The organism is Pseudomonas sp. ABFPK (assembly GCF_001586765.1).
Classification (GTDB): domain Bacteria; phylum Pseudomonadota; class Gammaproteobacteria; order Pseudomonadales; family Pseudomonadaceae; genus Aquipseudomonas; species Aquipseudomonas asiatica.
This window is the reverse complement of record NZ_LQXW01000045.1, coordinates 230,275-256,225: the sequence shown is the minus strand read 5'-3', so window position 1 is coordinate 256,225 and position 25,951 is coordinate 230,275. Positions and strand designations below refer to the sequence as shown.

Genomic DNA, 25,951 nt, shown 5'->3' with positions numbered 1-25,951 from the left:
TCTGCCGCCACCACCGAATCGCCCGGGCCTATACAGCCGCCACTGCCTCGATCTCCACCAGCATGCCGTCCAGCGCCAACCGGGGTACCGGTATCAGCGTGCAGGTCGGTTTCATGCTACGGCCCCAGGCCCTGTCAGCCTCGGCTACCCATTCATGCAGTCGCGTTTCGGAATGCTCGACGATCAGCAGGGTCAGCTTGAACACCTGGGCCAGGCTGGCGCCTTTCGACGCCAGGGCAATCTCAAGGTTGGCCAGTGCCTGGCGCGCCTGCTCGGCGAACAGCGGCGACAGCTGCCCGTTGCGGTCCTCCCCGCCCTGGCCGGCGATGAACAACAGGCGGCTGTCGGCATGAACCTCGGCGACATGAGAGTAGGCATTGCCGCTGGGGTCGTACAGGCCTTCGGGGTTGCTCAGCTGGAACGCGGTTGAATGGCTCACGGTAAACCCTCGATCAGTTGGAAGAGGGACGGAGTATCGAACCTTGAGTTAACTCGAGGTCAAGCATGCATCGTAAAACGGGCTTGTCTGCGTAGGACGTTTCGCACAGCGCACTGGCTTGCGTGAACCACGCGTTTGTATGCGCGGTGGCTGCCAGGCGCTAGATTGTGAGGCCCGGCATGGAGGCCTGCACGTACCAAGGATAAAGCGATGAGCAAATATGATTTTCAGCTGGCTTATACCATCAAGCCCAAAACCGCACGAGATGAAGACGATGCGGCAAAGGCGCGCCTGCACCTGCGCGAAAAAATTGGCCTGGACACCGTCGAACACATTGAAACCACCTTGCTCGGGGTGATCACTCTCAGCAGCACCACGCTCGCAGACCGCAGGCGCGATGCCGAAAAGCTGCTTCACGATTACATCCATGAAGCGCTCAAGCATCTGTGTGTGCTGTCGACCGTGAAGTTCTACGGTTGCCTGATGGTGGACGGGCTGGGGTCAGCCATTCGCTTCGATATCCTGCCCAAGTGAACATCGACGGCCTCAGGCGCCCCCGCGCCTGAGGCCGTTCGCCATCATTTTTCCTGCAGTACCGCCCTGCCCTTCACCGCCCGAGGCCCGCGCCAGGCCCAGAACAGCAAACCGGGGAACGGTGCGTAGACCACGAAGACGATCCACAGCATCTTGCGCTCGGCGCGCCGGTCACTGCCGATGATGTGCCAGATGGCCCAGATTTCCAGCAGGATCACAAAGGCCGCGACGATGATCCAGATCGTTCCGATTTCCATGAGCGCTCTCCCATTTGGCATGTAATGGGTTGGGTTGCAGAGGCTGCCGAGGGTTCAGATTGATTTGGCTGGCGGCATGGCACCACGGCCCTTTGTAGGAGCGGCCTTGTGTCGCGATGGGCTGCAAAGCAGCCCCCTGCGGTCTTTCGTAGGGCAAAAATCCTGGGGCTGCTGCGCAGCCCATCGCGACACAAGGCCGCTCCTACAGGGAGTAGTGACGGCCCTCAATGCCGTGGTGCAGCTTCCAACGCCGCCTTCAACGCCGGCGCATCGGCAAATGCCCGCTGGCTCACCAGCTTGCCCTGTTCCAGTTGCAACCACTGCACCTGGCCATCCTGCCCTGGATAACGGCTGGCCACGCGCCCGTCGCGGTCGAGCAGCACGCGGTAGTTGTAATCGCGCATGGCGGGGATGGCGAACAGCTTGCTGATCAGCGCCGGCATGCGCTGGATGTCGGCAACGAACACCGCATCGCGCGCCTCCAGGTAACCCTTGGGCTGTTCGGCCAGCGCCGCCTTCACCAGCTTGGCACCGTCCATGTCGCGTGCCACCAGCAGGATGTGCGTGCCGGCGGCGAGGCTATAGGCCTGGTCGTACTGGTCGAGCAGCGTCCACGGGGCGAGCTTGTCGCCCTGCTCCAGGGCATTGGCCAACAATGGCATCAGGCAAAGCAACAGGGCAGCGGCGTACTTCATCAAGGTATCCTCAGTGACAGGAGCATCAGCATAGCGGCAATGGGCCAAGCCAGACAGGTTGCCTGAACACGACCTGGAATACGACACGGCCACCCGGGAGATTGTCTTTCCCCCGGCCACCCGCCACACTCTCAAGGCCAGCCAGGAAGCGGAGTCCAGAGTGCCCACCCCACGCCAGTTCAGCAAGAAGACCAGTACCAGCAACATGCTGCGGCTGAAGTCCACCAGCGCCAATGCCCAAGCCCCCTATCGGGTCGATTTCGTATTGCTCGAACACTTCTCCATGGCCAGCTTCACCGTGGCCATGGACGTGCTGGTCACGGCCAACCTGCTGCGCGCCGACAGCTTTCGATTCACCCCACTGTCGCTTGCAGGCGACCGCGTGCTCAGCGACCTGGGGTTGGAGTTGGTGGCTACCGAGTTATCCGCCGAGGCCCTGAAGGAGTTGGACCTGCTGGTGATCTGCGGCGGCCTGCGCACGCCATTGAAGTACCCCGAGCTTGACCGCCTGCTGGGCGATTGCGCGGCCCACGGCATGGCCCTGGGCGGGTTGTGGAACGGCGCGTGGTTCCTCGGCCGCGCAGGGGTGCTGGACGACTATGGCTGCAGTATCCACCCCGAGCAACGCGCCAGCCTGTCCGAGCGCAGCCCGCAGACGCGGATCACCCCGGCCAGCTTCACTCTCGACCGCGACCGCCTCAGCGCTGCCAGCCCCAATGGTGCCATGGAGCTGATGCTCGGCCTGGTGCGCCGGCTGTATGGCGACGGCCTGGCCGAAGGCGTCGAGGAGATCCTGTCGTTCTCCGGTGCCCGCTATCGTCAGGTCGGCCCGGGCGCGAAGAAGTCCATGAGTTTGCACCTGCGCACCATCGTCGAGCTGATGGAGAACAACCTCGAGGAAACCCTCAGCCTCGACCAGTTGGCCGCCTACAGCGGGCGCTCGCGCCGACAGATCGACCGCCTGTTCCAGGCCCAGTTGGGCACTTCGCCGCGGCGTTACTACATGGAGTTGCGCGTCACCAAAAGCCGCCGCCTACTGCAGTATTCCGACCTGTCGGTGATGGAGGTGGCAGTGGCCTGCGGGTTTGTTTCGGTGTCGCACTTCAGCAAATGCTATGCGGCTTACTTTGGCTACCCGCCGTCGCGTGAGCAGCGGTTGGGCGAGTGAACAGGGAAAAGTGGCAGGAATGTGTGGCCTGGCGAGGCCTCTTCGCGGGCGCGCCCGCTCTCATAGAACAACACATGACTCATTGGTTCGGCGAGGTCCTGTAGGAGCAGCCTTGTGCTGCGAAGAGGCCGGGGCTGACAAAGCCTGTCTATTGGCTGTACCGGCCTCTTCGCAGCACAAGGCTGCTCCTACAAAGGACGCGTCAGACGAGCGATATTGGTTCTCTGCGCGACAGCGCAGCCCAAAGGGCTGGGCAATCTCCCACAGGATCACCAAAGCATCCACGTGCGATCCCGGCGAGAGCGGGCTCACAAACCCAAGCGCAACGCCTCCCCCACCCCCGCCCCACGCAAATCGTCCACCGCGCTGACCAGAGCAAAGTTGTAGGCCCCATGCGACCAGTACCGCGCCTCCAGCTGCCCGTCCACGCGCTGCCCGTCCGGCATGCGCCGATAATGATCACCTGGTGAGCGCAGGAACAGGCTGATGCGCTGGCCCTTGCCATCCTCGAACACCAGCAACGCCGCCGGCCCCTGCTCATTGCTTAGCAGGCGCGCGCCCACCGGTTTGAAGCCGTAGCCCGCCAGGTCCGGCAGGTGGCCAACGCGGCTGAAGTGGCGCCCCAGCCAGTCGCGCAACTGGCCTGGGTCGCTGGCCTGGATATCCAGCGCCTGGCTACCGGCAAACAAGCGGTGTGCCTGGACAGCATCGGCCATCGGCAGGTCGGCACGCGCCAAGGTCGCGTCGCGCACCTGCCAACCGCCCAGGCCACCCACGCCCAATGCCAGCAGCAACACCGCCGCCGTGGCCCAGCGGCGCTGGCGGCGTTGGCGCAATTGCCGGCGCAACTGCCCCAGGTCCAGCTGCGCCGCCCCGGGCACTTCGCCAAACCCGGCCAGTGCCGTACGCAGGCGGCGGGCGTCGGCACGCCAACCCTCGACCTTGGCCGCGGCCTGCGGGTTGGCCGCCAGCCAGGCCTGCACCTCGGCCCGGCGCACAGGCTCCAGGCGCTCGTCGACATAAGCGTGCAGTTCGTCTTCGCTGGGGATCAGGCGCGTCATTTCAGTCTCCGCAAGGCCGGGGGCTGGGGGCTGCCCTCGGTCAGTTCGCGCAAGGCATTGCGGGCGCGCGACAGGCGCGACATCACAGTGCCGATAGGGATGCCCAGGGCCTGGGCGGCCTCCTTGTAGCTCAAACCTTCAATGCTGACCAGCAGCAACAACGCACGCTGTTCTGCCGTGAGCCGGGCGAAAGCCTGCAGGTCGGCCTGGGCCAGGACAATGGCCTCGAGGTTGCCACCAACCGGCTCGTCATCGCGCTCGCCGCGGCCGAACCAGGACAGCCATCGCGCGTGCAGGCGCTCGCGGCGCTTTCCATCGAGGAACAGCCGATAAAGGATGGTGAACAGCCAGGCCCGCAGGGCATCGGCATCACGTTGCTGGTCGCGCCGGCTCAAGGCCCGCTCGACCGTGGCTTGTACCAGGTCGTCGGCGCTGCCCGGCTCGCGGGTCAGCCACACGGCAAAGCGGCGCAGGCGGGCCAGCAGCTCGCGCCACTGGTGGTCGTCCAGATCATGCATGGCAAGGTCCCGGCCTCTGGGGTTGTCAGTGTAAGAGGCAGACGCCTGCGAGGAAAATCTATTCCCGGCCAGGGAATAAGTTTTTCCCTGCGCCGTCGTACCGGCACCTTCACTGAACCGGACAAGACCATGAACTCACCTCTGCACGGCCCGGCCAAGGCCCTGCGCCTGGCCGCCATCGGCGTCGTGATGCTGGGCGCGGGCGCCGCCTTTGCCTATGCCGCCGGCTGGGTTGGCGATACCCGCCTGACCCCACAACGCATCATCGACACCTTCGAAGCCCAGGCCGGGCATTACCCGGGTTACCGCAAGAACCACGCCAAGGGCCTGTGCGTCAGCGGCTACTTCCAGCCCAGCGGGCAGGCCGTCAGCCTGTCCACGGCGCGGGCGTTCAGCCAGCCGCGGGTGCCAGTGATCGGCCGCTTCGCCATCGGCGGCGCCAACCCGTTCGCGCCGGATACCGGCATACCGGTGCGCAGCCTGGCCATCGAGTTGAGCACCGACGACGGGCAGGTCTGGCGTACCGGCATGAACAACCCGCCGGTGCTGGCGGTGAGCACGCCACAAGCCTTCTATGAACAGGTACTGGCGGGGGCACCTGAACCGCCCACCGGCAAACCGGACCCGGGCAAACTGCAGGCGTTTTTCGCCGCCCACCCGGAAAGCGCGGCGTTTCGCCAATGGGCGGCGGGGTACAAGCCCAGCAACAGCTTCGCCAGCACGCAGTACCACAGCATCAACGCCTTCCGCCTGATCGACGCAAGCGGCGCGTCCCACCCCGTGCGTTGGCAACTGGAGCCGCAGACAGCGTTTGCCGCCCTGCCTGCCCAAGTCGATGACAAACAGTTCCTGCAGCACGACCTGCAGCAACGGCTGGCCCAGGGCCCGCTGCGCTGGACGCTGCGCCTGGTACTGGCGGAACCCGGCGATGCAGTGGACGACCCTGCCAGCCCGTGGCCTGCCGACCGACGCAGCGTGGACGCCGGCACGCTGGTACTGGAACAGGTCGACGGCCCCGAGCAAGGGGCCTGCCGCGACATCAACTTCGACCCGCTGATACTACCCCGGGGCATCCAGGCCTCTGCCGACCCGATTCTCGCCGCCCGTTCGGCCGCCTACTCGGAATCCTTCAACCGCCGCAGCCGCGAGTCGCTCGACACCGGAGCCCACCCATGAAAACCGACGCCTTCCACCCCCTCGCCCGCCTGTTGCACTGGCTGATGGCCGTGCTGATCCTGGCCATGTTGTTCATCGGTGTGAGCATGGTCGCCGACCTGTCGCCGCGCCACCCCGTGCTGATCGGGTTGCACAAGGCAACCGGCCTGGCCCTGCTGGTGCTGGTGCTGCTGCGCATCGCCGTTCGCCTGGCCCTGCCCCACCCAACCCTGCCGCGCGACCTGCCTGCACTGCAACGCTGGGCCGCCGGGGCTTCGCACCTGGTGCTCTACGGACTGATGCTTGCCATGCCGCTGCTGGGCTGGGCCATGCTATCGGCCGGTGGCTACCCCCGCCCCCTGGGCTTGCCGGCCATTGCCCCCCATGACCTGCAACTGTATGCAGTGCTGCGCCAGGCCCATGGCTGGGCTGGCTACTTGCTGTTCGCCACGGTGCTGGTGCATGTAGGTGCGGCCTTGATGCACGCGTGGGTGCGCCGCGATGGCGTGTTGCGTAGCATGTGGCCTGGCCCGCTGCGCCGCAGCCAATGACGCTCGGCAGGCCGGGGGCTCGACACCGATAACGATTCCCAACAAGATCGGCTTTCTATTTGCCGTACCGCCCTGGACTGCCCTATGAATGTCGCAAAGGATCCTGCCACACTCGCACCCGCCAGTACCCTGGACTTGCGCCCCCTGCTGCTGGCCAACATGGCCTGCACCATGTCGATGATGGCCTTCGTCGCCCTGATCGGCCCGATCGCCCGCCAGCTCGGCATGGCCACCTGGCAAGCCGGTGCCGCCGTGACCGTGGCGGGCGTGGTCTGGGTGCTGCTGGCCCGGCCGTGGGGGCGCGCAGCAGATCGCCTGGGCCGTCGGCGCATCCTGCTGCTGGGCAGTGCCGGTTTCACCCTGGCCTACTGGCTGCTGTGCCTGTTCGTAGAAGGTGCGCTGCGCTGGCTACCGGGGGCGACCCTGGCCTTCATCGGCCTGATGGTCGCGCGCGGCTGTATCGGCGCCTTCTATGCTGCCATCCCGGTGGGCTGCAATGCGCTGATCGCCGACCATGTCGAACCGCAACGCCGGGCCCGGGCCATGGCCTCGCTGGGGGCGGCCAACGCCGTCGGCCTGGTGGTGGGGCCGGCGCTGGCAGCGCTGCTGGCGCGGCATGGCCTGAGCCTGCCGTTCCATATCATGTCGCTGCTGCCGGCCAGTGCCTTTCTGGTCCTGCTGTTCACCCTGAAGCCGCAGGCGCTGCCGCACAGCCATGCTCCCAGCCCGGTGCGCCTGAACGACCCACGCCTGCGCCGGCCTTTGCTGGTGGCGTTCAGCGCCATGCTCAGCGTCACGGTATCGCAGATCATCGTCGGTTTCTTTGCCCTCGACCGCCTGCACCTGGGCCCTGCCGAGGCTGCGCAGGCCGCTGGCATCGCCCTGACCACGGTGGGTGTGGCGCTGATCCTGGCGCAGGTGCTGCTGCGCCAGCTGGAATGGCCGCCGTTGAAGATGATCCGGGTCGGCGCCACGGTTTCGGCCCTGGGCTTTGCCTGCGGCTCGCTGGCCACCACGGCGCCCTGGCTGTGGGCTTGCTACTTTGTCGCGGCGGCGGGCATGGGCTTTGTCTTCCCGGCGTTTTCGGCGCTGGCGGCCAATGCCATGCACGCCTCCGAGCAAGGCGCCACGGCCGGGTCCATCGGTGCTGCCCAGGGCATGGGTGCAGTGATCGGGCCGCTGGCCGGCACCTTGGTATATGCCGTCGATCCTCGCTTGCCATTCCTGGCGGTGGCGGCGCTGTTGCTGCTGGTCGGGTCATGGCCGATGCCGCGCGATCAGCGGGCCTGACAAGCACAGCGCGCAAGCGCGCAGAGTGTGTTTTAATGCGCATCGCTCATTATTATTGACACCTCTGATTACAAGGCGGCTATGGACACGGGGACGCGACTCAAACTGGTGCGTGAACGCAACAACCTCTCCCAACGGGAACTGGCCCGCCGCAGCGGGCTGACCAATTCGACGATCTCGCAGATCGAGCAGAATCGCGTCAGCCCTTCGGTCAGCTCCCTGAAAAAACTGCTCGAAGGCATTCCGATGAGCCTGGCGGAGTTCTTCAGTTTCGACGAGCCGGTGCGCGAAGAGCGCTACGTGTTCCGTGGCGGCGAGCAGCCAGATCTGGGCCGCAACGGCCTGCGCATGCTGCTGGTTGGCGCCAGCGTCGAAGGCCGGCAGATGCGCATGCTGCGTGAACTGTATGCACCGGGTGCCGACTCGGGCGAGCCGATCGTGCATGCCGAGGGTGAGGAGTGTGGCCTGGTCACACGCGGCACCGTCGAGTTGTGGGTCGATGGCCAGGTAAGCGTGCTCAACTCGGGCGACGGTTACTACATCCCCACTACCCTGCCGCACAGTTTCAAGAACATCGGCCCGGACGAGGCCGAAATCATCAGCGCCAACACCCCGGCGAACTTCTGACTGCTTTATGCATGGAGATGGCACCGGCTTTGCCGGTGTTCGCGGTTGAAGCCGCTCCCACAGGAAACGCGCCAACCCTGTGGGAGAGGCGCCTTCAGGTAGGGCTGCCGGCGCCCTGACGCAGGGCCTCTTCGACAAAGTCCAAACGGTCCTGCCCGAAGAACATCTCGTCACCGACAAAACAGGTCGGCGCGCCGAACACCCCGCGCTCCACTGCAGCTTCGGTCGCGTGCCTCAGCGCGGACTTCACCTCGTCGTCACCCGCCAGCGCGCGAAATGCCTGCGGGTCGAAGCCGCCCTGGCTCAGCGTGTCGTCGAGGACGGCGTTGTCGCCCAGGTTGCGGCGCTGAGCAAACAGACCATTGAACAGCACCGCCAGCAACGCCTCGAACCGCTCCGGCGAACGCAGCTGGGTGCCCATTGCCCCACGCATCAGGGTCAAGGTATTGACCGGGAACCCCGGCGGCAACCCGAACGGTACCCCGTAGCGCGCGGCGAAGCGCGCCAGGTCGGTGAACATGTAGCGGCCCTTGGCCGGAATCATCACCGGCGAGGCGTTGCCGGTGGCCTGGAAAACCCCGCCCAGCAGCATCGGCCGGTAACGCAGCGTGGCACCCTGGCGGGCACACAGGCTAGGCAGTTGAGTCCAGGCCAGATAGCTGGCCGGGCTGCCCAGGTCAAAAAAGAAATCGACAGTCTTGTTCATGTGGTTACGGTCCTTGCTCGGTAAAAGGGGCTTACCAACGTTCCATCCAGGGGCGCAGGTCCAGCTCGAAGGTCCAGGCGTCGCGGGGCTGGGCATGCAGGAACCAGTAGCTGTCGGCGATGTGGGCCGGGTCGAGGATGCCATCCTGGTCCTTGAGGGCGTAGCGCTCGGGGAAAGTGTCACGGATGAAGGCGGTGTCGATGGCCCCGTCAACCACCACGTGGGCGACATGGATGTTCCGCGGCCCCAGCTCGCGCGCCATGCTCTGGGCCAGGGCGCGCAAGGCATGCTTGGCCCCGGCGAATGCCGCAAAGCCCGCCGCGCCACGAGTACCAGCGGTGGCGCCGGTAAACAGGATGGTGCCACGCTCGCGCTGGACCATGCGCCGGGCCACCGCCTGGGCGGTAAGGAAACCGGCAAAACAGGCCATCTCCCAGATCTTGAAGTATTTGCGCGGGGTTTCCTCAAGAATGCTACAGGGCACATTGGCACCGATATTGAACACAAACGCTTCGATCGGGCCGATATCACGCTCGATGGTTTCGACCAGCGCCGCCACCTCCTCCTCCTTGCGCGCATCGGAGCCAAACCCGTGGGCCTGGCCGCCGGCAGCACGGATTTCGTCCAGCAGCGGCTGCAACTTGTCAGCCTGGCGCCGGGTAACACAAGCAATGTAGCCCTCGCGGGCAAAGCGCTTGGCGATCTCGCCGCCGGTAGCATCCCCCGCGCCAATCACGAGCACCACTTTTTGTTGTTCTGCCATGCCTGCCCCCATTAGTGAATGATCGTTTAGTAAACGAACGCTATGTTATGATCGCCGCCACCGTCAAGCCCGCCTGCAGAGGCAACTGAATGCGCTACACCAACGAACACAAGCAGCAAACCCGCGAGCGGCTGCTGGCCAGCAGCGGCGCGCTGGCCAAACGCGGGGGCTTTTCCAGCACCGGCGTAGCCGGGCTGATGAAGGCGATCGGCCTGACCGGCGGAGCCTTCTACAACCACTTCCCGTCCAAGGACGACCTGTTCACCGAGGTAGTGCGGCAGGAATTGTGCAACAGCCCACTGGCGCGCCTGGCCAACCAGGGCGCCAGTCGCGAACGCCTGGGCCGTTGCCTGCAGCAGTACCTGAGCCTGGCCCACCTGCACAATGCCGAAGGTGGCTGCCCGCTGCCGCCATTGGGGGTGGAGATTGCCCGGGCCGAAGCACCCGTACGCGCCGTGGCCGAGCATTGGCTGGTGGAGCTGCACCAGGCATGGAGCGCGACCCTGGAAGACAGCGAATTGGCCTGGGTGCTGATCAGCCAGTGCGTCGGTGCCTTGCTGGTCGGGCGCATGTTGGCCACGGAAAGCGTGCAGTCGCAGGTACTGGACGCCAGCCGCCACTTTGTCGAGAAGGCCCTGCATGAAGCGGATTAGTCTACTGCTGGGGCTACTGATGAGCTTGCCTGCACTCGCCGAACAGGCCTGCCCGCCAGGGCAATACCAGGTGTGCCTGATGGGATGTTTCTGTGCGCCCATCGACCCCGGCCAGGCCGGGCAGATTTTCAAGGACGTGGAAGTACTGGCTTCGTCCAGCCTGACCTACGCCTTGCAGCAGGCCCGCGACGAAGCCACCGCCAGCGGCGTCGAGCCGATCCCGTTGCATATCCGTGCGCAACTCGAACCCTGGTACGACTTTGCCGTGCTCGACGCGGCGCGCTTCCGGGTGGGTGACGAACAGCAGATGAGCGCGGCCAATGCGCTGCTGCAGAACCCCGATGTGAACGCCGTGACGCTGATCGACACGATCATTTTCCGCCGCCCCGCCGATGCCGAGGACAACGTGGCGTTGTGGGCACATGAGCTCAAGCATGTGCAGCAGTATCAGCAGCTGGGTGTGGAAGAGTTCGCCCGGCGCTACACGCGCAACTACGACGACCTGGAAGCGCCGGCCTACAAGATCGAGGCCGAGGTAGGCAAGGCGCTGCGCGAGCGTGGTTCAGGGCAGGCCAGATAATTCCTGGTCATTGCGCGGTCGCCGTGTAGGAGCGGCCTTGTGTCGCGAAAGGGCTGCGCAGCAGCCCCTCGATTTCAGCTTGGAGCAAATATTGCCGGGGCCGCTTTGCGGCCCTTTCGCGACACAAGGCCGCTCCTACATGGCGACCGCATCAGTGGCCAAACCAGGTGTCAGGACGCCGCCGAAGCTTCTTCAGCCACCTGCTCACGGCTGGCATAACGTTGCGCCAGCACTGCACAGACCATCAGCTGAATCTGGTGGAACAGCATCAGCGGCAGGATCATCGCGCCAATGCCACTGCCGACGAACAGCACCTGCGCCATCGGCACCCCGGTAGCCAGGCTCTTCTTCGAACCGGCGAACAGGATGGTAATGCGGTCCTCCAGGTCAAAGCCCAGCAACTTGCCGAGCAGCCGTGTACCGTACAGCACCACTGCCAGCAAAAACCCGCACACGGCAAACAACCCGGCCAGGTGCTGCGGCGATACCGTGTGCCACAGCCCGGTGACCACCGCCTCGCTGAACGCGGTGTAGACCACCAGCAGGATCGAACCCTGGTCCACCACCTTGAGCCAGCGCGCATTGCGCTTGACCCAGGCACCGATCCAGCGCCGGGCGACCTGCCCGGCCACGAACGGCACCAGCAGCTGCAGGGTGATCTTCAGCACCGCATCCAGACCAGAACCACTATCACCGCTGGCCCCCAGCAACATCATTACCAGCAACGGCGTGAGGAAGATACCCAGCAGGCTGGATGCCGCCGCACTGCAAATGGCCGCCGGAACGTTACCACGCGCCAGCGAAGTGAAGGCGATGGCCGACTGCACGGTAGCCGGCAAGGCACACAGGTAGAGCACGCCCAGGTAAAGTTCGTTGCCCACCAGCGGCACGAACAGTGGCTTGAACGCCAGGCCCAGCAGCGGGAACAGCACGAAGGTGCAGGAGAACACCAGCAAGTGCAGGCGCCAGTGCCCCGCTCCGGCAATGATCGCCTCGCGCGACAGCTTGGCGCCGTGCAGGAAGAACAGCAGGCCGATGGCCAGGTTGGTCAGCCAACCAAAATACACCGCGCCGTCGCCCGAGCAAGGCAGCACGGTGGCAATCAGCACCACCCCGAGCAAGGCCAGGGTGAAATTGTCGAATAACATGCGCAAATACTTCATCACAGTTTCCGTCTTGTCATTGTGCAAGGGCAGACGATAAGGTCTTCGGTTTTTCGCCGCTAACGCCGGAACCCCCACCGGTGTCGCTCAACGGACACGCTCCAGCACAGGACCCGCTCATGCCCCTCTCCCGCCTGGCTGCACTTGCAGCCGCCATCACTCTCACCCTGGGCCACAGTGCCGCCCAGGCCGACGACCAGTTGCAGGCCAAGGTCGACCAGATCATCCGCCCGCTGATGCAGGAGCAAGGCATCACCGGCATGGCCGTGGCTATCTATGCTCGCAACCACGCGCACTACTTCAGCTATGGCGTGGCCAGCAAGGCAGACAATGTGCCGGTCAGCCGCGACACGCTGTTCGAGATCGGCTCGCTGAGCAAGACCTACACCGCCACTTTGGCCGCACTGGCCAGTGCCGAAGGCAAACTGGACCTCGATGCCCCGGCCAAGCGCTATCACCCTGCCCTCGCCGGCTCCCCCATCGGCGACGCAAGCGTGCTGGAACTGGGCGCCTATAGTGCCGACTGCCTGCCGTTGCAGTTCCCGGATGCGGTGCAGACGCCGCCGCAGGTGGTCGATTTCTTCCGTCACTGGCAACCCCGCGCCAAACCCGGCACCCAGCGCTGCTACTCGAACCCCAGCCTGGGCTTGTTCGGTGACCTGGCCGCCCGAGCGCAGCATCAGCCGTTTTCCACGCTGATGAGCGAGGGCCTGCTGAAACAGATGGGCCTGGAAAACACCTATCTGCAGGTCCCGGCCAGCGCCCAGGGGTTGTATGCCCAGGGCTACGACAGTGCCGACAAGCCGGTGCGTGTCGGCCCCGGCCCTTACGCCGACGAAGCCTACGGCATCAAGACCAGCGCCAGCGACCTGCTGCGCTATGTGCGCCTGCACATGCAGCCAGAGGGGCTGCCACCGGCGCTGGCAAAAGCCACGGCCATCACCCAGCGGGGCTACTTCCAGGTCGGCGCCATGACCCAGGGCCTGGGCTGGGAGCGTTACCCCTACCCGGTCACGCTGGCCGCACTGATCGATGGCAACGGCCCGCAGCTAATCCGTGAACCGCAGGCAACCACACGCTTGCAACCAGCCGTGCCGCCGCTGTCGGCAGCCTGGTACAACAAGACCGGCTCGACCAATGGCTTCGGCGCCTACGCCGCGTTCGTGCCCGCCGAACAACTGGCCGTGGTGTTGCTGGCCAACCGAAACTACCCGAACGAAGCCCGGGTGCGCGCAGCCTTCGACATTCTCTCCGGGCTGTAGTGCGGGCAGCGATTGTCGAACAAAACGACACAATGTAGTGAGAAAAAATATTCACTACAAAATGGTTGACGCCGTTCATCGCCCTTGGGCATGATGAAGCCGTCTCCCTGATCGGGAGCGGTGGCAAGGGTGTTCCAGACGGCCTGCGCGGTAACGCAGGCCGTCCGTGGAGAGGGAAACTGTCCAAAAGGCAGCGTGAGAAAGCCCCTGTTGCGATGCTGCTGTAGCAGCCTTGGTAGTGCGCTACACCGTGGTAGCGCCAACTGTGAAAAATCACCTACGAATGGGTAATGGGGGCTTTATGATGAACTTGAACAACAATCCGACTATCGACCAATTGGCCCAGCTGTTCGCCGTACGCAAGGACAGCCTTGACGACCATCTGCTGTGGGTAAGCCAGACCGGTGAAGTGCGCCTCGACCGCCTGCCACCGAACACCGTCGAAGATGAATTCGAAGAGCACCTGCCCAGCATGCGTGCCCGCTTCAAGGTCTACCGCCGTGGCCAAGGCTACGTCGGCAAGAAGGCCGCCGCCGACACCGAGTTCGTCGGCCGCGTTCTGCAGACCCTGCAACAAGAATGGCCCGCTGCCCGTGAGCAGCAGGCAGTCAAGGTAATCGAACCGCTCAACTGAGGGTTCCCACCTTTACCTGAGCCCGGCCCTCACAGGCCGGGCTTTTTCATGCCTGGCGCCGCTGGCTGCGGGGTTCCGGCAGCGGCAAGGCGCCGGTTGCCATCGCCCGGGCGCGGTCTACACCCCACACCAGGGCGCGAGTCATGGTCTCGCCTGGGCGTGCGGGGTAATACTCCTCCAGCAACGCTCGCCCATCACCGGCGTACAACCCCAAAAACAGTTGGGTCGCCCCCAGGCGCGACAGGCGCACCTGCACGTCGAGCGTGGTGCCGTCACTGAGTGCTTCGTCGTGGCAGCGGCTGTGCAGCTGTGCGTCGGCCCATTGCCAATAGGTCTCTTCCCTGACTCGCATGAGCATTCAATCCTCCGTTGCTGGAATGCCGCGCAAGAAAACCACAGCCTTGGCCATCCTGCGAGCGCAACCCGGCAATGCCATGAGGCGGATCAAGAAATGGCAATAAAAACCCCGCCATTCGGCGGGGTTGTGCTGGAGCGGGATCACTTCTTGAGCGGAACCCGCGGCATGAAGCGACCTTTTTTGCTGCGCTGCAGATGTGCAGGCTGGAGCTGTTCGGAATCATCCAGCGTCATGTGGGCGAAGCCCAGGCGAAATGCCGCTTGGCCGCAACGCACCTGGCTGTTGATCGGGAACGCGTCGTTCAGGTCTTCGAAAAAGGATTCGCTCATGCCCTGTCTCCCTCCAGTGGCGGACGCGTCGGCAACCAGAACAGTTGCTCTACCAAACGCGACCTGTGAAAGTGAGACTAGCTGGTCATTTGCGGACCGCCCAGACCGAAGCCTTGGACCCGACCAGCGGCAGACGCTCTACTTCAGGCGCACCGCTGTACCAGTAGCAAATACCACGACCATGCCGCCCTGTACCGACGGCATGCTGATCTCGAAATCCACTCCCACTACCGCATCGGCTTGCAACTGGCGTGCCCGCGCCTTCAGTTCTTCGGTGGCCTGCTCCCGGGCTTCGCGCAGTGCGCTTTCCAGGGTTTGCGAACGCCCGCCGAAGAAGTCGCGAAAACGTGCAAAGAAATCGCGCACGAAATTGATGCCCTGCACCGATTCGGAGCTGACCACACCCAGGTATTCGGCAATCGGGCGGCCTTCGAGCTGGCTGGTGGTGGAAATGATCATGGGGTGCACTCCATTGGCCTGGCAAAAGAGGCCGATTCTAACAGAGCACCCTGTTTGCAACGCGCATTTGTGGGAGCGGCCTTGCGTCGCGAAAGGGCCGCAACGCGGCCCCAGAATCTCAGCAGCATGCAGGAACCTGGGGCCGCTTCGCAGCCCTTTCGCGACGCAAGGCCGCTCCCACAGAGTCAGCTACGCGCTGACAGCCCTTAACCGGCGCCCAAGCCTTGCGCCGAACACGTTCACCAGCAACCCGGCCATCACCAGCAATGCGCCCCAGCCCTGGGTCGCGGTCAGACGCTCGCCCAGCAACAACGCCGACGAACTCAGGCCAATCACAGGCACCAGCAGCGAGAACGGCGCAACCTTGCCGGCCGGATGGCGCGAGAGCAGCTTGCTCCACAGGCTGTAGCCGAGCATGGTGGCGACAAACGCCAGGTAAGCCAGGGCCAATACCGAACTCCAGCTGATATTGGCAATGGCGTGGCCGATGCGCTCCGGCCCCTCCAGCCACCAGGACAACGCAAGGAACGGCAGTGGCGGGATCAGCCCGCCCCAGATAACCAGCGCCACCAGGTCAACCGAGCCAAAGCGCCGGGTGATGATGTTGCCCATGCCCCACATCGCGCCGGCACACAGGGTCAGTACCAGCGCCAACATCGGCACATGGCCGCCGTCTTCGCTGCCGATAAGGGCCAGGCCGCTGGCGGCCACCAGCAGCCCCAGTACGCTGGCCAGGCGCAGCCGCTCGCCAAGGAACAACGCGGCGAAGCCGAGGGTGAAGAACGCCTGCGATTGCAGGATCAGCGAGGCCAGCCCTGGCGGCATGCCGCTGTACATGGCTTGGAACAGGAAAGCGAACTGGCCCAACGAAATGGTCGCGCCGTAGGCGATCAGCCAGCGCCAGGGCAACTTCGGCCGCTTGACCAGCAAGATCGCCGGGAACGCCACCAGCAAGAAGCGCAATGCCCCCAGCAACATCGGCGGCAAGCCATCGAGGCCAACCTTGATGACCACGAAGTTGACTCCCCAGGCGACAATCACCACCAGGGCGATGAGCAGATCCTTGAGTGGCATTGCGACATCCTTCTTCAAACTTTCTAGACATATTTCGTTACAGCATAAGGCTATTCCTTTGACAGGGACCAGCACAGTTGCGGCCCAGAGGTGCGCAACAGTGACTGTTATCGTGCAAGGGTTGCCGAGGTGATTGGTGGAGCGCGTCAGCTCCGGTATCCAGGTGCGACCTTTTCCAGCATCCGCAATAATGCCGCCCATGCCAGCTGCAACGCATCCGGATCCGCCAGTTCGCCCTGTTTCAACCCTCGTCCAGGCTCATTGAACTGCCGCTCGGTATGCGCGCACACTTCGGCTGGCGGTAAAATCACCTGCCCGGCACTCTGTGCCGCCAACTGGATCTCGCACGCCTTCTCCAGGTAGTACATGCGCAGGAACGCTTCGGCCACGCTGCGCCCGGTAGTCAGCAGGCCATGGTTGCGCAGAATCATCACTGGCTTGTCGCCCAAGTCGGCTACCAGCCTTCGCTGCTCATCCATGTCCAGCGCAATCCCTTCATAGGCGTGGTATGCCACCTTGCCATAAAACTCCATGGACATCTGGTTGAGCGGTAGCAGCCCACATTCCAGCGCCGCCACCGCACAACCTGCCCGGGTGTGGGTGTGCAACACACAACGGGCATCCTCGCGGGCAGCATGGATGGCGCTGTGGATGACGAAACCGGCCGGGTTGACCGGGTGCGGCGTCGCTTCAACCGGCCGGCCCTGCAGGTCGATCTTCACCAGGCTGGAGGCCGTGATCTCATCGAACAGCAAGCCGTACGGATTGATCAGGAAGTGGTGCTCCGGCCCCGGCAGGCGCAGGGAAATATGGGTGAAGATCAGGTCGCTCATGCGGAAATGGGCGATCAGCCGATAACAGGCGGCCAGCTCCTGGCGCAGGCTTTGTTCCGTTGTGGTCATCATCGTTATACCTTTGCAGTACGCTATTTGCTGGCCCACGCATTGAAGCGCTGCTCCAGCTCTTCGCCATGGTCGACCCAGAATTCCACATTCATCGCCAACGCCCCCTGCAGGTTCTGCGGCGAAGTAGGCACCCAGCTGGCCAGGGACGGGTCTAGCTTCGCCGCCGCCTGGGTGTTGGTCGGCCCATAGGGAATCTGCTGCACATAACGCACCTGGGTGTCCGGCTGGTTGGCGTAGGCAATCAGCCGCTTGGCCTGGTCGACATGCCGCGAGCCTTTGATGATCGCCCAGTAATCCATGCCATACAGGCTGCCAGGCCAGACCACCGCCAGCGGGCTGCCCTGCTGGGCCGCCACGGCGATGCGCCCGCTATAGGTCGAGGTCATCACCACGTCTCCCGCCGCCAGCCACTGGGCAGGTTGGGCGCCGGCGTCCCACCACTGGATATACGGCTTGAGCTCGCTGAGCTTGGCAAAGGCACGCTCGACCCCTGCCGGGGTGGCCAGTACCTGGTACACATCCTCGACCTTCACCCCATCTGCCATCAGGGCGAACTCCAGGTTGTACACCGCACGCTTGCGCAGGCCGCGCTTGCCTGGGTACTTGTTCACGTCCCAGAAGTCGGCCCACGACGCAGGCGGCTGTGCCAGCTTGCTGCGGTCATAGGCAATCGCCACGCTCCATACCAGCGCGGCCGAGCCGCAGGCCTGTGCCGCATCGGCAATCAGTTCATCCGCATGGCCCATGCGCTGCCAGTCCAACTGCTCGTAGACGCCCTCGTCGCAGCCACGCATCAGGTCAGGCCCTTCGATCTGCACCACATCCCAGTCGACATTGCCGGTGTCGGCCATTACCTGGATCCGTGCCATCTCGCCGTTGTACTCGCTCTGGATCAGCTTGCTGCCATCCTGGGCACTGAACGGTTTGAAGATCGCCTCGTCCTGGGCTTTCTGGCCGGCACCACCATAGCCGACCACGACCATCTGCGGTGCCGCTTGCGCACTGCCCAGGCCCATGGCCAGCAACGCTGCGCAAAGGCTGCTTACACGTGGGAATACCTGCATCGTAGTTGCCTCCTGCCGGTGCCCGAGGGGCCCGTTTTCTTGTTGTTGTGAGGTCACGCCCTCGCCACGAGGGTGAGAAAAACCTAGTCGCCGACCAGTAAAAAAACAAGTTGATTTTTTACTGGTGCTACACTTTTATAAAAAAACAAGAACAACATCGCACCGGAGCCGCCTGTATGCAGAACGCCTTCCCTCATCTGTTCGAAGCCTTGCAGATCCGCGGCAAACGCTTGAAGAACCGCATCATGTCCACCGGCCACGACACCTGCCTGCCTACCGACAACCTGGTCAACGACAAGCTCATCGCCTACCAGCGCGCCCGCGCCGCCGGTGGCGTCGGCCTGATCGTGCTGCAGGTGGCCGGGGTGCATGACAGCGCTCGCTACACCTCGCATGTGCTGATGGCCACCGACGATGCCTGCATCGACGGCTACCGCCAGCTTGCCGAAGCCTGCCATGAGCATGGCACCGTGGTGCTGTCGCAACTGTTCCACCCCGGGCGGGAGATCATGGAGTCGGCGGACGGCTTGCTGGCGGTGGCCTACTCGGCGTCCGCGGTACCCAATGAACGCTTCCGGGTGATGCCGCGCGCGCTGGACCAGGCGATGATCGACGAGATCGTCCAGGGCTATGCCAGCGCTGCCCGCCGCCTGCACCAGGCCGGGTTGGATGGCGTTGAAGTGGTGGCCAGCCATGGCTACCTGCCTGCGCAGTTCCTCAACCCGCGGGTAAACCAGCGCTCGGATGGCTACAACGGTGAGCTGGAGCAGCGCCTGCGGTTCCTGCGCGAAGTACTGGCCGCCGTACGCGCGGCTACCGACGAGCAGTTCATCATCGGCCTGCGCATCAGTGCCGACGAGCGCGACAGCCAGGGGCTGAGCGAGGACGAATCGCTGGCCGCAGCGGTTGCCTTGCAAGGCCAGCTCGACTACCTGCACATCGTTGCCGGGACGTCGGCGTCCCTCGGCGGCGCCGTGCATATCGTGCCGCCGATGGCCATTCAACCGGCCTACCTGGCCCGTGAGGCCGGCACCTTCAAACAACACCTGGGCATCCCGCTGTTCGTCACCGGGCGTATCAACCAGCCCCAGGAAGCCGAACTGATCCTGGCCCGTGGCCAGGCCGACGTCTGCGGCATGACCCGCGCGCTTATATGCGACCCGCAGATGCCCAACAAGACCGAGCATGGCCAGGTCGAGGACGTACGTGCCTGTATCGCCTGCAACCAGGCCTGCATCGGCCATTTCCACCGCGGCCTGCCCATTTCCTGCATCCAGCGACCGGAGACTGGCCGCGAGTTGCAGTACGAGCAGCTGCCACCCACCACCCGCCCCAAGCGCATCCTCGTGGCCGGTGGCGGGCCCGCCGGCATGAAAGCCGCCGCCGTGGCCGCTGCGCGCGGGCATCAGGTCACGCTGTACGAGGCTGGCCCGCAGCTCGGTGGCCAGGTGCTGCTGGCCCAGTTGCTGCCACGGCGCAGCGAGTTCGGTGGCGCCAGCACCAACTTGCAACGGGAAATGGCCCTGGCGGGCGTGGAAGTGGTGCGCAACACCCGGGTCGACCGCGCACTGGTCGAACGGGAACGCCCCGACCTGGTGATCGCCGCCACCGGTGCTACCCCCTACTGGCCGGCCTTCGAGCGCACCGGTGATCTACAGGTGGTGGATGCCTGGCAAATACTGCGCAGTGAAGCAAATCCGGGCCGCTCGGTACTGGTGATCGACTGGCGCTGCGACTGGATCGGCCCCGGCATCGCCGAACGCCTGGTACGCGACGGCCACCATGTGCAGCTGGCGGTCAATGGCACCCATTGCGGCGAAAGCCTGCCGCTGTACGTGCGCGACCAACTGGCCGGCGAGCTGCATCGCCTGGGTATTCCCATCACACCGTATGCCCGCCTGTATGGCTGCGACGACAACACGGTGTACCTGCAGCACACCGCCAGCGGCGAGCCGATGATCTTCGAAGGCATCGACACCCTGGTACTGTGCCAGGGCCATCAACCGGAAGACCGCCTGGCAACGGAGCTGGCCGGCCTGGTCGAGGTGCGCCGCATTGGCGACTGCCTGGCGCCGCGTACCGCCGAAGAAGCGATTCACGATGGCCTGACGGTTGCCTGGGCGCTCTGAGGCTGTACATACTGCGGCTTTTACGATGGACCGACGTGCATGAGCCAACTCCCCCAGCCCCCCGCCAGCGAAGCCGGGGGCGCCGCGCCGCAGTTTCTCGGCAGCCGCATTCGCGGCCTGCGCAAGCGCCGTGGCATGACCCTGGCGGAGCTGGCCGCGCACAGTGAGCTGACCGCCGGCTACATCAGCCAGCTGGAGCGCAACCTCTCCTATCCATCGATTCCGGCGCTGTTCAACATCGCCCGCAGCCTGGGGGTGACCATCCAGTGGTTCTTCGCCAGCGAAGCCATCACTGCGCCCGAAGACCAGGGCTATGTGGTACGACGCAACAGCCGCCTGAGCGTGCATTACGAAGACGGTATCGTCGATCAACTGCTCACGCCCCAGCCCAACCGTCAGCTGGAAATCCTGCATTCGCGCTTCCCTCCGGGCAGCTACAGCCAACAGAGTTACAGCCACGACGGTGAAGAGGCCGGCTACATCCTCAGCGGCAGCTTCGAGCTGTGGGTGGGCGAGCGGCATTTCCAGCTGGGTGAAGGGGACAGTTTCAGCTTCTCGAGCCAGGAACCGCACCGCTACGGCAACCCCGGTGAAGTCGATGCCGTGGTGATCTGGGTGATCACGCCGCCAACATTCTGAAGCATGCTCGCTCCCCAATATCCAGCAACAGGGTCTACCTTGTTAACCGAACTTTAGAGGAGCACAACCATGAAGCAGATCCTGATCATAGGCGCGGGCTTTGCCGGCCTGTGGAGCGCGCTCAGCGCCGCCCGCCAGCTTGACCTCCATGGCCGCAAGGATGTCGAGGTCACCTTGCTTGCACCCCAGGCCGAGCTGCATGTGCGCCCGCGCTTCTACGAACCCGACGTACATACCATGGCCGCGCCGTTGCAGGAGCTGTTCGATGCCGCCAACGTGCGCTTCGTGCAGGGCACGGCCTTTCATATAGATGAAGCGGCCCGCCGTGTGGGCTATCGCACCCGCAGCGGAACCCAATGCACCCTGCCCTACGACCGCCTGATCATGGCCTGCGGCAGCGTGCTCAACCGGCCCGACATGGTCGGCATCGAGCATGTGTTCGATGTCGACAAGCTCGACAGCGCCGCGCGCCTGGAAACCCACCTGAAGTCACTGGCCAACCTGCCCGACACACCGGCGCGCAATACCGTGGTGGTGGCCGGTGGTGGTTTTACCGGCATCGAGACCGCCACCGAACTGCCGGCCCGCCTGCGCGAAATCCTCGGCGAGGACGCGGCGTTGCGCGTGGTGGTGGTCGACCGTGGGGCGAGGATTGGCGCGGCCCTGGGTGACGGCATCCGCCCCGCCATCGAACAGGCCTCCGAGGCCCTGGGCGTGGAGTGGATCTGTGGTGCCACGGTAGCCTCGGTCGACCCTGCCGGCGTGGTGCTGGACAACGGCCAGCGCATCGACGCCAGCACGGTGATCTGGACCGTGGGCTTCAAGGCCAACCCGCTCACCGAACAGATCAGTGGCGAGCGCGACCGCCAGGGCCGCTTGCATGTCGATGGCAATCTCAAGGTGAAAGGCAATGATGCCGTGTACGCGGCGGGAGATGTGGCCTACGCCGCCTGCGACGAGGCTGGCAATCATGCGGTGATGTCCTGCCAGCATGCGATTCCGCTGGGGCGTCATGCGGGCAACAATGCGGCGGCCGAGCTGATTGGCGTGGCACCGAAGACTTACAGCCAGCCCAAGTACGTGACCTGCCTGGACCTTGGGGCCTGGGGGGCGGTGTATACCGAAGGGTGGGAACGCACGGTGTCGCCACCGGAGGACAAGGCCGAAGCCAAGGTTTTGAAGGCGCAGATCAATACCGTGTGGATCTATCCACCGGCGGCCGAACGTGCTGCGGCGCTGGCAGCGGCTGACCCGGCTATTCCAGTGGCCTGACACCAGGCCGACGCGATCATTGTAGGAGCGGCCTTGTGTCGCGATGGGCCGCAAAGCGGCCCCAGGATTTCAGCGTTGATGCCGAGAATTCTGGGGCCGCTTCGCGGCCCATCGCGACACAAGGCCGCTCCTACATTCGATCGCGTACCTTCGATCAGGCAGCAGCAAACAGCTCGTTGGCAATCTGCGCCTGGGCAGCATCGATCGCCTGGCTGCGGTGCTCAGGGCCATAGGCCAGGCCATGGGCGCGGACGATTTCCAGGTCGGTGATGCCGATGAAGCCCAGGAATACCTTGAGGAAGTCCTCATGCCCGGCGCCAGTCGGCTGGCCAGCGTGCAGGCCACCGGCAGTGGACACCAGCACTACCTTCTTGTTGCCGCACAGGCCTTCCGGGCCGGCTTCGGTGTAGCGGAAAGTCTTGCCGGCGACGGCAACGCGGTCGATCCAGGCCTTGAGCTGGGTCGGCACGGTGAAGTTGTACATCGGCGCACCAATCACCACGGCATCGGCAGCCAGGAACTCTTCCAGGGTTTCCGCGCTCAGCTTGGCTTCGAAGGCCTGGGCTGCGTCGCGCATGTCTTCCGGGGTGCCAGCCGCTACCAGGGTAGCCGCGGAGAAGTGGGCGATGGCGTCAGCGGCCAGGTCGCGGTACACCACTTCCACGCTCGGGTCGGCGGCCTTCCAGGCTTCAACCACTTCACGGCTCAGTTGGCGGGAGGCGGAATTGTCGCCCAGGATGCTCGAATCGATGTGCAACAGTTTCATGGGATTCTCCTGTGAATGAAGACCGCGACATTGGGCGATCACGATGGGGAGAATCCTACCGACATCAACAATGGCTGATAAGGCAGCAAAAATGCGTTAGTTTGTCCTACTGGTGGAACAGTGAGACATTCCCATGCAAGACCTCAACGACCTTTTCTACTTCGCCCGCGTGGTCGAAGCCGGCGGTTTCGCCGCAGCCGGCCGCCAGCTGGGCATCCCCAAGTCGCGCCTGTCGCGGCGTATCGCCGAGCTTGAAGAACGCCTGGGCACGCGCCTGCTGCAACGCACTACACGACAACTGAAGCTCACCGCAGTGGGCGAGCGCTACCTGCACCACTGCCAGGCCATGCTGCTGGAAGCCGAAGCCGCCGACGAGGCCGTGGCCAGCATGAGCAGCGAACCGCGCGGGCGCTTGCGGGTGTCGTGCCCGGTGGCATTGGCCCACGCCTTTCTGCCGGATGTGATCAGCCGCTTTCTTGCGCAGTACCCGCTGGTGCAACTGGACATGGTGCTGCTCAACCGCCGGGTCGACCTGATTTCCGAAGGTATCGACGTGGCCCTGCGGGTACGCGACCTGGGCGATGAAGACCCGGCCCTGGTCACCCGCCGCCTGCGCCAGGCGCAGATGCAACTGGTTGCAGCGCCCGGTTTCGCCGACCACATCCGCGAACCGGGCCAACTGGCATCATTGCCGGTGCTGGGCGCTGCCGAGGCGGACCGGCTGGTACACTTCCGCCTGTTCGGCCCCCACGGCAAACAGCAGGAAATCGCCATGGAACCGCGCCTTGCCATCGATGATTTCGTAGTACGTAATGCTGCTGTACGGGCAGGCCTCGGGTTTACCGCGCTGCCCAGCATGTTCTGTGAAGAAGAACTGGCGCGCGGCGAACTGGTGCGCCTGCTGCCGGACTGGTCGCTGCCGGGTGGCTACCTGCAGGCGGTGTATCCGCACCGGCGCGGCTTGCTGCCTGCGGTACGGGTATGGATCGACCACCTGGCGGCGTCGTTCGAGGCCTGTGGAGAAAAGTATGTCTGAGCGGAACATGAGCGAAGCCCAGGTGGCAACGTTCTGCCTGAGCCTGCCGGGTGCGCGGGAAGACTACAAATGGGGCGGCATCCGGGTGTTCTCGGTGGCGGGCAACAAGATGTTCGCGGTGCTCGACCTGGCGGGTGCGGGGTTGTCGTTCAAAGTGGCCGACGAACTGTTTCTTGGCTACTGCGACCGCCCGGGGGTGCGGCCTGCGCCGTATCTGGCACGGGCGCGGTGGATCAGCATGGCATCGCCCTACCCCATGGGGCGTGAGGAGCTGTGTGATCTGTTGCAGCGCTCGCACCAGCTGGTGGTGCGGCGGTTGCCGAAGCGGTTGCAGGTGGGATTGCTATTGTGAATTCCCTGTGCTGACCCTTTCGCGGGTAAACCCGCTCCCACAGGGTTCTCCACTGGTCTGAAGTCTTGTGCTGTACCTGTAGGAGCGGGTTTACCCGCGAAAGGGCCGGCACAGTCACATATCAACTGAAGGGCAGATACCGCCCGCCAAGAAACAGCCAGTCCGCCCAGAACACCTGGTGCACCAGCACAATCCCCCAGAACACCAGCTGGTACGAAACCTTGCGAGTCTTGTGTCGATACAGCTGCTGCGCCAGCAGTGCCCCAGGCCAGCCGCCCAGCAGCTCACTGGCATGCAGCACCTTCTCGGGCGTACGCCAGGCCTGGGTACGCGCCTGCTGTTTATCCTGCCAATACAGCAGCAGGCTGATCAGGCTCATTGCCGGGTACAACGCCAGCGGCCACCAGGCCTGGTCGACCCAGGCCATGCGCGCCGCGCCCAGGGCGGGCAGCAGGCACAGCAGGCCCAACAGCAGCAGCTTCAGGCGCACATTACGTACGCCCTCCACCCTTTGCCCCCGTGCCACCTCAGCCATGGGCCGTCGCCCAGTCAACCCAGCCGAACTGCCAGGTCGCCAGAATCAGCAGGCCAAAGGCAATGCGATACCAGGCGAACGCCGCGTAGCTGTGGTTGGCAATGAACTTGAGCAGGCCACGCACGGCGATCATGGCAAAGATGAACGAAGTCACGAAGCCAATGGCAAATACCGGCAGGTCACCAGGCTGGAACAGGTCGCGGTACTTGTAGCCCGAATACACTGCCGCACCGACCATGGTCGGCATCGCCAGGAAGAACGAGAACTCGGTCGCTGCCTTGCGCGACAGGCCGAACAGCAGGCCACCGATGATGGTCGAACCGGAGCGCGAAGTGCCCGGGATCATCGCCAGGCACTGGATGAAGCCGATCTTCAGCGCGTGGCTCCAGCGCATGTCGTCCACGTGGTCCACCTCCACACGGTGCTCGCGACGCTCGGCCCAGAGCATGATCACCCCGCCCACCACCAACGCAGCCGCCACGGTGATCGGGTTGAACAGATATTCGTGGATCAGGTCGGCGAACAGCACGCCCAGCACCACTGCCGGCAGGAACGCCAGCAACAGGTTACCGGTGAAACGCCGCGCCGTGGGCTGGCTGGTCAAGCCGAAGACCACGTCGAAGATCTTGCCGCGAAACTCCCACACCACCGCCAGGATCGCCGCCAGCTGAATGATGATGTTGAAAGCCATGGCCCGTTCGCCACCAAACCCGATCAGGTCGGCGACGATGATCTGGTGACCGGTACTGGAGATTGGCAGAAACTCCGTCAGCCCTTCGACCACGCCTAAGATGATTGCCTGGAAGGCAGTCCAAAAATCCATCGTTCCCCCGATGGAGCACTGCTCGTTGCAGGCCCCTTGTTCTTGATTTGCTTGAAATTGCCGCGCGCGGCCCGGCTGTTTTACAGCGACTGTTGGGCGTAATGCCAGTAGAAAAGTTCACGCCGCCTAAAGGTTTCATCTTGCGCGGCCGAAA

32 protein-coding genes are annotated in these 25,951 nt (G+C 64.3%); 15 read left to right on the top strand and 17 right to left on the bottom strand.

Features of this window, described 5'->3' with window-relative positions:
• Nucleotides 1–28 precede the first annotated feature (28 nt).
• Complete coding sequence (locus WM94_RS23220) at nucleotides 29–439, bottom strand: RidA family protein (RefSeq protein WP_054573119.1); 411 nt, start codon at nucleotides 437–439, stop codon at nucleotides 29–31.
• Between the two features lie 210 nt (nucleotides 440–649).
• Here WM94_RS23220 and WM94_RS23215 point away from each other — a divergent pair, with 210 nt between their 5' ends.
• On the top strand, nucleotides 650–973 hold the full coding sequence (locus tag WM94_RS23215) for a hypothetical protein (protein ID WP_015270192.1): 324 nt from the start codon (nucleotides 650–652) through the stop codon (nucleotides 971–973).
• 44 nt (nucleotides 974–1,017) lie between these two features.
• Here the strand turns inward: WM94_RS23215 and WM94_RS23210 are convergent, their stop codons facing one another.
• Nucleotides 1,018–1,230, bottom strand: a complete 213-nt coding sequence (locus tag WM94_RS23210) for a PLDc N-terminal domain-containing protein (RefSeq protein ID WP_013972488.1) — start codon at nucleotides 1,228–1,230, stop codon at nucleotides 1,018–1,020.
• 224 nt (nucleotides 1,231–1,454) lie between these two features.
• Nucleotides 1,455–1,925 carry a hypothetical protein gene (locus tag WM94_RS23205; RefSeq protein ID WP_013972487.1) on the bottom strand — a complete coding sequence of 157 codons (471 nt, stop codon included), beginning with the start codon at nucleotides 1,923–1,925 and terminating at the stop codon, nucleotides 1,455–1,457.
• A 160-nt stretch (nucleotides 1,926–2,085) separates the two neighbouring features.
• On the opposite strand from WM94_RS23205, the gene WM94_RS23200 reads away from it, so the two are divergent.
• Nucleotides 2,086–3,093 carry a GlxA family transcriptional regulator gene (locus WM94_RS23200; RefSeq protein WP_013972486.1) on the top strand — a complete coding sequence of 336 codons (1,008 nt, stop codon included), beginning with the start codon at nucleotides 2,086–2,088 and terminating at the stop codon, nucleotides 3,091–3,093.
• A gap of 308 nt (nucleotides 3,094–3,401) precedes the next feature.
• Here WM94_RS23200 and WM94_RS23195 read toward each other — a convergent pair whose 3' ends face one another.
• Both WM94_RS23195 and WM94_RS23190 read right to left on the bottom strand, forming a co-directional pair.
• Nucleotides 3,402–4,154 (bottom strand): anti-sigma factor, encoded by a 753-nt coding sequence (locus WM94_RS23195; RefSeq protein ID WP_061552185.1) that lies wholly within the window; start codon nucleotides 4,152–4,154, stop codon nucleotides 3,402–3,404.
• Nucleotides 4,151–4,672, bottom strand: coding sequence for a sigma-70 family RNA polymerase sigma factor (locus WM94_RS23190; RefSeq protein WP_013972484.1), 522 nt, complete (start codon nucleotides 4,670–4,672; stop codon nucleotides 4,151–4,153). Before WM94_RS23190 ends, WM94_RS23195 begins: the two co-directional genes overlap by 4 nt.
• A gap of 129 nt (nucleotides 4,673–4,801) precedes the next feature.
• On the opposite strand from WM94_RS23190, the gene WM94_RS23185 reads away from it, so the two are divergent.
• The 4 genes from WM94_RS23185 (at nucleotide 4,802) to WM94_RS23170 (ending at nucleotide 8,295) form a co-directional block, all read left to right on the top strand.
• Complete coding sequence (locus WM94_RS23185; protein WP_061552184.1) at nucleotides 4,802–5,848, top strand: catalase family peroxidase; 1,047 nt, start codon at nucleotides 4,802–4,804, stop codon at nucleotides 5,846–5,848.
• Complete coding sequence (locus WM94_RS23180) at nucleotides 5,845–6,378, top strand: cytochrome b (protein ID WP_061552183.1); 534 nt, start codon at nucleotides 5,845–5,847, stop codon at nucleotides 6,376–6,378. The genes WM94_RS23185 and WM94_RS23180 overlap by 4 nt, the downstream gene beginning before the upstream one ends.
• 84 nt (nucleotides 6,379–6,462) lie before the next feature.
• Entirely contained in the window at nucleotides 6,463–7,668 is a 1,206-nt protein-coding gene (locus WM94_RS23175; protein WP_038409604.1) for an MFS transporter, read from the top strand.
• Nucleotides 7,669–7,749: 81 nt separating this feature from the next.
• Nucleotides 7,750–8,295: a cupin domain-containing protein gene (locus WM94_RS23170; RefSeq protein WP_003248033.1), complete on the top strand. Its 546-nt coding sequence runs from the start codon at nucleotides 7,750–7,752 to the stop codon at nucleotides 8,293–8,295.
• Nucleotides 8,296–8,389: 94 nt separating this feature from the next.
• Here WM94_RS23170 and WM94_RS23165 read toward each other — a convergent pair whose 3' ends face one another.
• The gene (locus WM94_RS23165; protein ID WP_061552182.1) at nucleotides 8,390–9,001 is read right to left on the bottom strand and encodes a 2-hydroxychromene-2-carboxylate isomerase; all 612 of its coding nucleotides are present in this window, start codon (nucleotides 8,999–9,001) and stop codon (nucleotides 8,390–8,392) included.
• Between the two features lie 31 nt (nucleotides 9,002–9,032).
• Nucleotides 9,033–9,764 carry an SDR family oxidoreductase gene (locus WM94_RS23160; protein ID WP_061302366.1) on the bottom strand — a complete coding sequence of 244 codons (732 nt, stop codon included), beginning with the start codon at nucleotides 9,762–9,764 and terminating at the stop codon, nucleotides 9,033–9,035.
• An 89-nt stretch (nucleotides 9,765–9,853) separates the two neighbouring features.
• Between WM94_RS23160 and WM94_RS23155 the strand changes: the two genes are divergently transcribed.
• Complete coding sequence (locus WM94_RS23155) at nucleotides 9,854–10,417, top strand: TetR/AcrR family transcriptional regulator (RefSeq protein WP_054573115.1); 564 nt, start codon at nucleotides 9,854–9,856, stop codon at nucleotides 10,415–10,417.
• Nucleotides 10,404–10,997, top strand: coding sequence for a DUF4157 domain-containing protein (locus WM94_RS23150; protein WP_024087033.1), 594 nt, complete (start codon nucleotides 10,404–10,406; stop codon nucleotides 10,995–10,997). Before WM94_RS23155 ends, WM94_RS23150 begins: the two co-directional genes overlap by 14 nt.
• A 170-nt stretch (nucleotides 10,998–11,167) precedes the next feature.
• Here the strand turns inward: WM94_RS23150 and WM94_RS23145 are convergent, their stop codons facing one another.
• Entirely contained in the window at nucleotides 11,168–12,160 is a 993-nt protein-coding gene (locus tag WM94_RS23145; protein WP_061552181.1) for a bile acid:sodium symporter family protein, read from the bottom strand.
• 119 nt (nucleotides 12,161–12,279) lie between these two features.
• Here WM94_RS23145 and ampC point away from each other — a divergent pair, with 119 nt between their 5' ends.
• Nucleotides 12,280–13,422, top strand: a complete 1,143-nt coding sequence (ampC, locus tag WM94_RS23140) for a class C beta-lactamase (protein ID WP_061552180.1) — start codon at nucleotides 12,280–12,282, stop codon at nucleotides 13,420–13,422.
• A 301-nt stretch (nucleotides 13,423–13,723) separates the two neighbouring features.
• Nucleotides 13,724–14,056 carry a hypothetical protein gene (locus WM94_RS23135; protein ID WP_003253895.1) on the top strand — a complete coding sequence of 111 codons (333 nt, stop codon included), beginning with the start codon at nucleotides 13,724–13,726 and terminating at the stop codon, nucleotides 14,054–14,056.
• 46 nt (nucleotides 14,057–14,102) lie between these two features.
• Here the strand turns inward: WM94_RS23135 and WM94_RS23130 are convergent, their stop codons facing one another.
• From WM94_RS23130 to WM94_RS23105, 6 genes are all read right to left on the bottom strand, one after another.
• Complete coding sequence (locus WM94_RS23130) at nucleotides 14,103–14,414, bottom strand: hypothetical protein (protein ID WP_023663278.1); 312 nt, start codon at nucleotides 14,412–14,414, stop codon at nucleotides 14,103–14,105.
• 140 nt (nucleotides 14,415–14,554) lie between these two features.
• Entirely contained in the window at nucleotides 14,555–14,743 is a 189-nt protein-coding gene (locus WM94_RS23125) for a hypothetical protein (protein WP_003253897.1), read from the bottom strand.
• A gap of 138 nt (nucleotides 14,744–14,881) precedes the next feature.
• Nucleotides 14,882–15,202, bottom strand: coding sequence for a YbjQ family protein (locus WM94_RS23120; RefSeq protein WP_003258990.1), 321 nt, complete (start codon nucleotides 15,200–15,202; stop codon nucleotides 14,882–14,884).
• 189 nt (nucleotides 15,203–15,391) lie between these two features.
• Nucleotides 15,392–16,276, bottom strand: coding sequence for an EamA family transporter (locus tag WM94_RS23115; RefSeq protein WP_023663280.1), 885 nt, complete (start codon nucleotides 16,274–16,276; stop codon nucleotides 15,392–15,394).
• A 146-nt stretch (nucleotides 16,277–16,422) separates the two neighbouring features.
• Nucleotides 16,423–17,178, bottom strand: a complete 756-nt coding sequence (locus WM94_RS23110; RefSeq protein ID WP_054573126.1) for a class II aldolase/adducin family protein — start codon at nucleotides 17,176–17,178, stop codon at nucleotides 16,423–16,425.
• A gap of 23 nt (nucleotides 17,179–17,201) precedes the next feature.
• Nucleotides 17,202–18,245 (bottom strand): ABC transporter substrate-binding protein, encoded by a 1,044-nt coding sequence (locus tag WM94_RS23105; RefSeq protein ID WP_061552179.1) that lies wholly within the window; start codon nucleotides 18,243–18,245, stop codon nucleotides 17,202–17,204.
• Between the two features lie 176 nt (nucleotides 18,246–18,421).
• Here WM94_RS23105 and WM94_RS23100 point away from each other — a divergent pair, with 176 nt between their 5' ends.
• From WM94_RS23100 to WM94_RS23090, 3 genes are all read left to right on the top strand, one after another.
• On the top strand, nucleotides 18,422–20,374 hold the full coding sequence (locus WM94_RS23100; RefSeq protein WP_061552178.1) for an FAD-dependent oxidoreductase: 1,953 nt from the start codon (nucleotides 18,422–18,424) through the stop codon (nucleotides 20,372–20,374).
• A 39-nt stretch (nucleotides 20,375–20,413) separates the two neighbouring features.
• Nucleotides 20,414–21,013, top strand: coding sequence for a helix-turn-helix domain-containing protein (locus WM94_RS23095; RefSeq protein WP_015270174.1), 600 nt, complete (start codon nucleotides 20,414–20,416; stop codon nucleotides 21,011–21,013).
• 69 nt (nucleotides 21,014–21,082) lie between these two features.
• Complete coding sequence (locus WM94_RS23090; protein WP_061552177.1) at nucleotides 21,083–22,285, top strand: NAD(P)/FAD-dependent oxidoreductase; 1,203 nt, start codon at nucleotides 21,083–21,085, stop codon at nucleotides 22,283–22,285.
• 154 nt (nucleotides 22,286–22,439) lie between these two features.
• Here WM94_RS23090 and WM94_RS23085 read toward each other — a convergent pair whose 3' ends face one another.
• Complete coding sequence (locus tag WM94_RS23085; protein WP_003258995.1) at nucleotides 22,440–23,051, bottom strand: FMN-dependent NADH-azoreductase; 612 nt, start codon at nucleotides 23,049–23,051, stop codon at nucleotides 22,440–22,442.
• Nucleotides 23,052–23,184: 133 nt separating this feature from the next.
• Here WM94_RS23085 and WM94_RS23080 point away from each other — a divergent pair, with 133 nt between their 5' ends.
• Both WM94_RS23080 and WM94_RS23075 read left to right on the top strand, forming a co-directional pair.
• Nucleotides 23,185–24,087: a LysR substrate-binding domain-containing protein gene (locus WM94_RS23080; protein WP_061552176.1), complete on the top strand. Its 903-nt coding sequence runs from the start codon at nucleotides 23,185–23,187 to the stop codon at nucleotides 24,085–24,087.
• On the top strand, nucleotides 24,080–24,439 hold the full coding sequence (locus WM94_RS23075; protein ID WP_023660801.1) for an MmcQ/YjbR family DNA-binding protein: 360 nt from the start codon (nucleotides 24,080–24,082) through the stop codon (nucleotides 24,437–24,439). The genes WM94_RS23080 and WM94_RS23075 overlap by 8 nt, the downstream gene beginning before the upstream one ends.
• Before the next feature lie 121 nt (nucleotides 24,440–24,560).
• Here WM94_RS23075 and WM94_RS23070 read toward each other — a convergent pair whose 3' ends face one another.
• Nucleotides 24,561–24,974: a DUF1294 domain-containing protein gene (locus WM94_RS23070; RefSeq protein WP_023660800.1), complete on the bottom strand. Its 414-nt coding sequence runs from the start codon at nucleotides 24,972–24,974 to the stop codon at nucleotides 24,561–24,563.
• On the bottom strand, nucleotides 24,967–25,797 hold the full coding sequence (locus WM94_RS23065; protein ID WP_003258998.1) for an undecaprenyl-diphosphate phosphatase: 831 nt from the start codon (nucleotides 25,795–25,797) through the stop codon (nucleotides 24,967–24,969). Before WM94_RS23065 ends, WM94_RS23070 begins: the two co-directional genes overlap by 8 nt.
• Nucleotides 25,798–25,951: the final 154 nt, after the last annotated feature.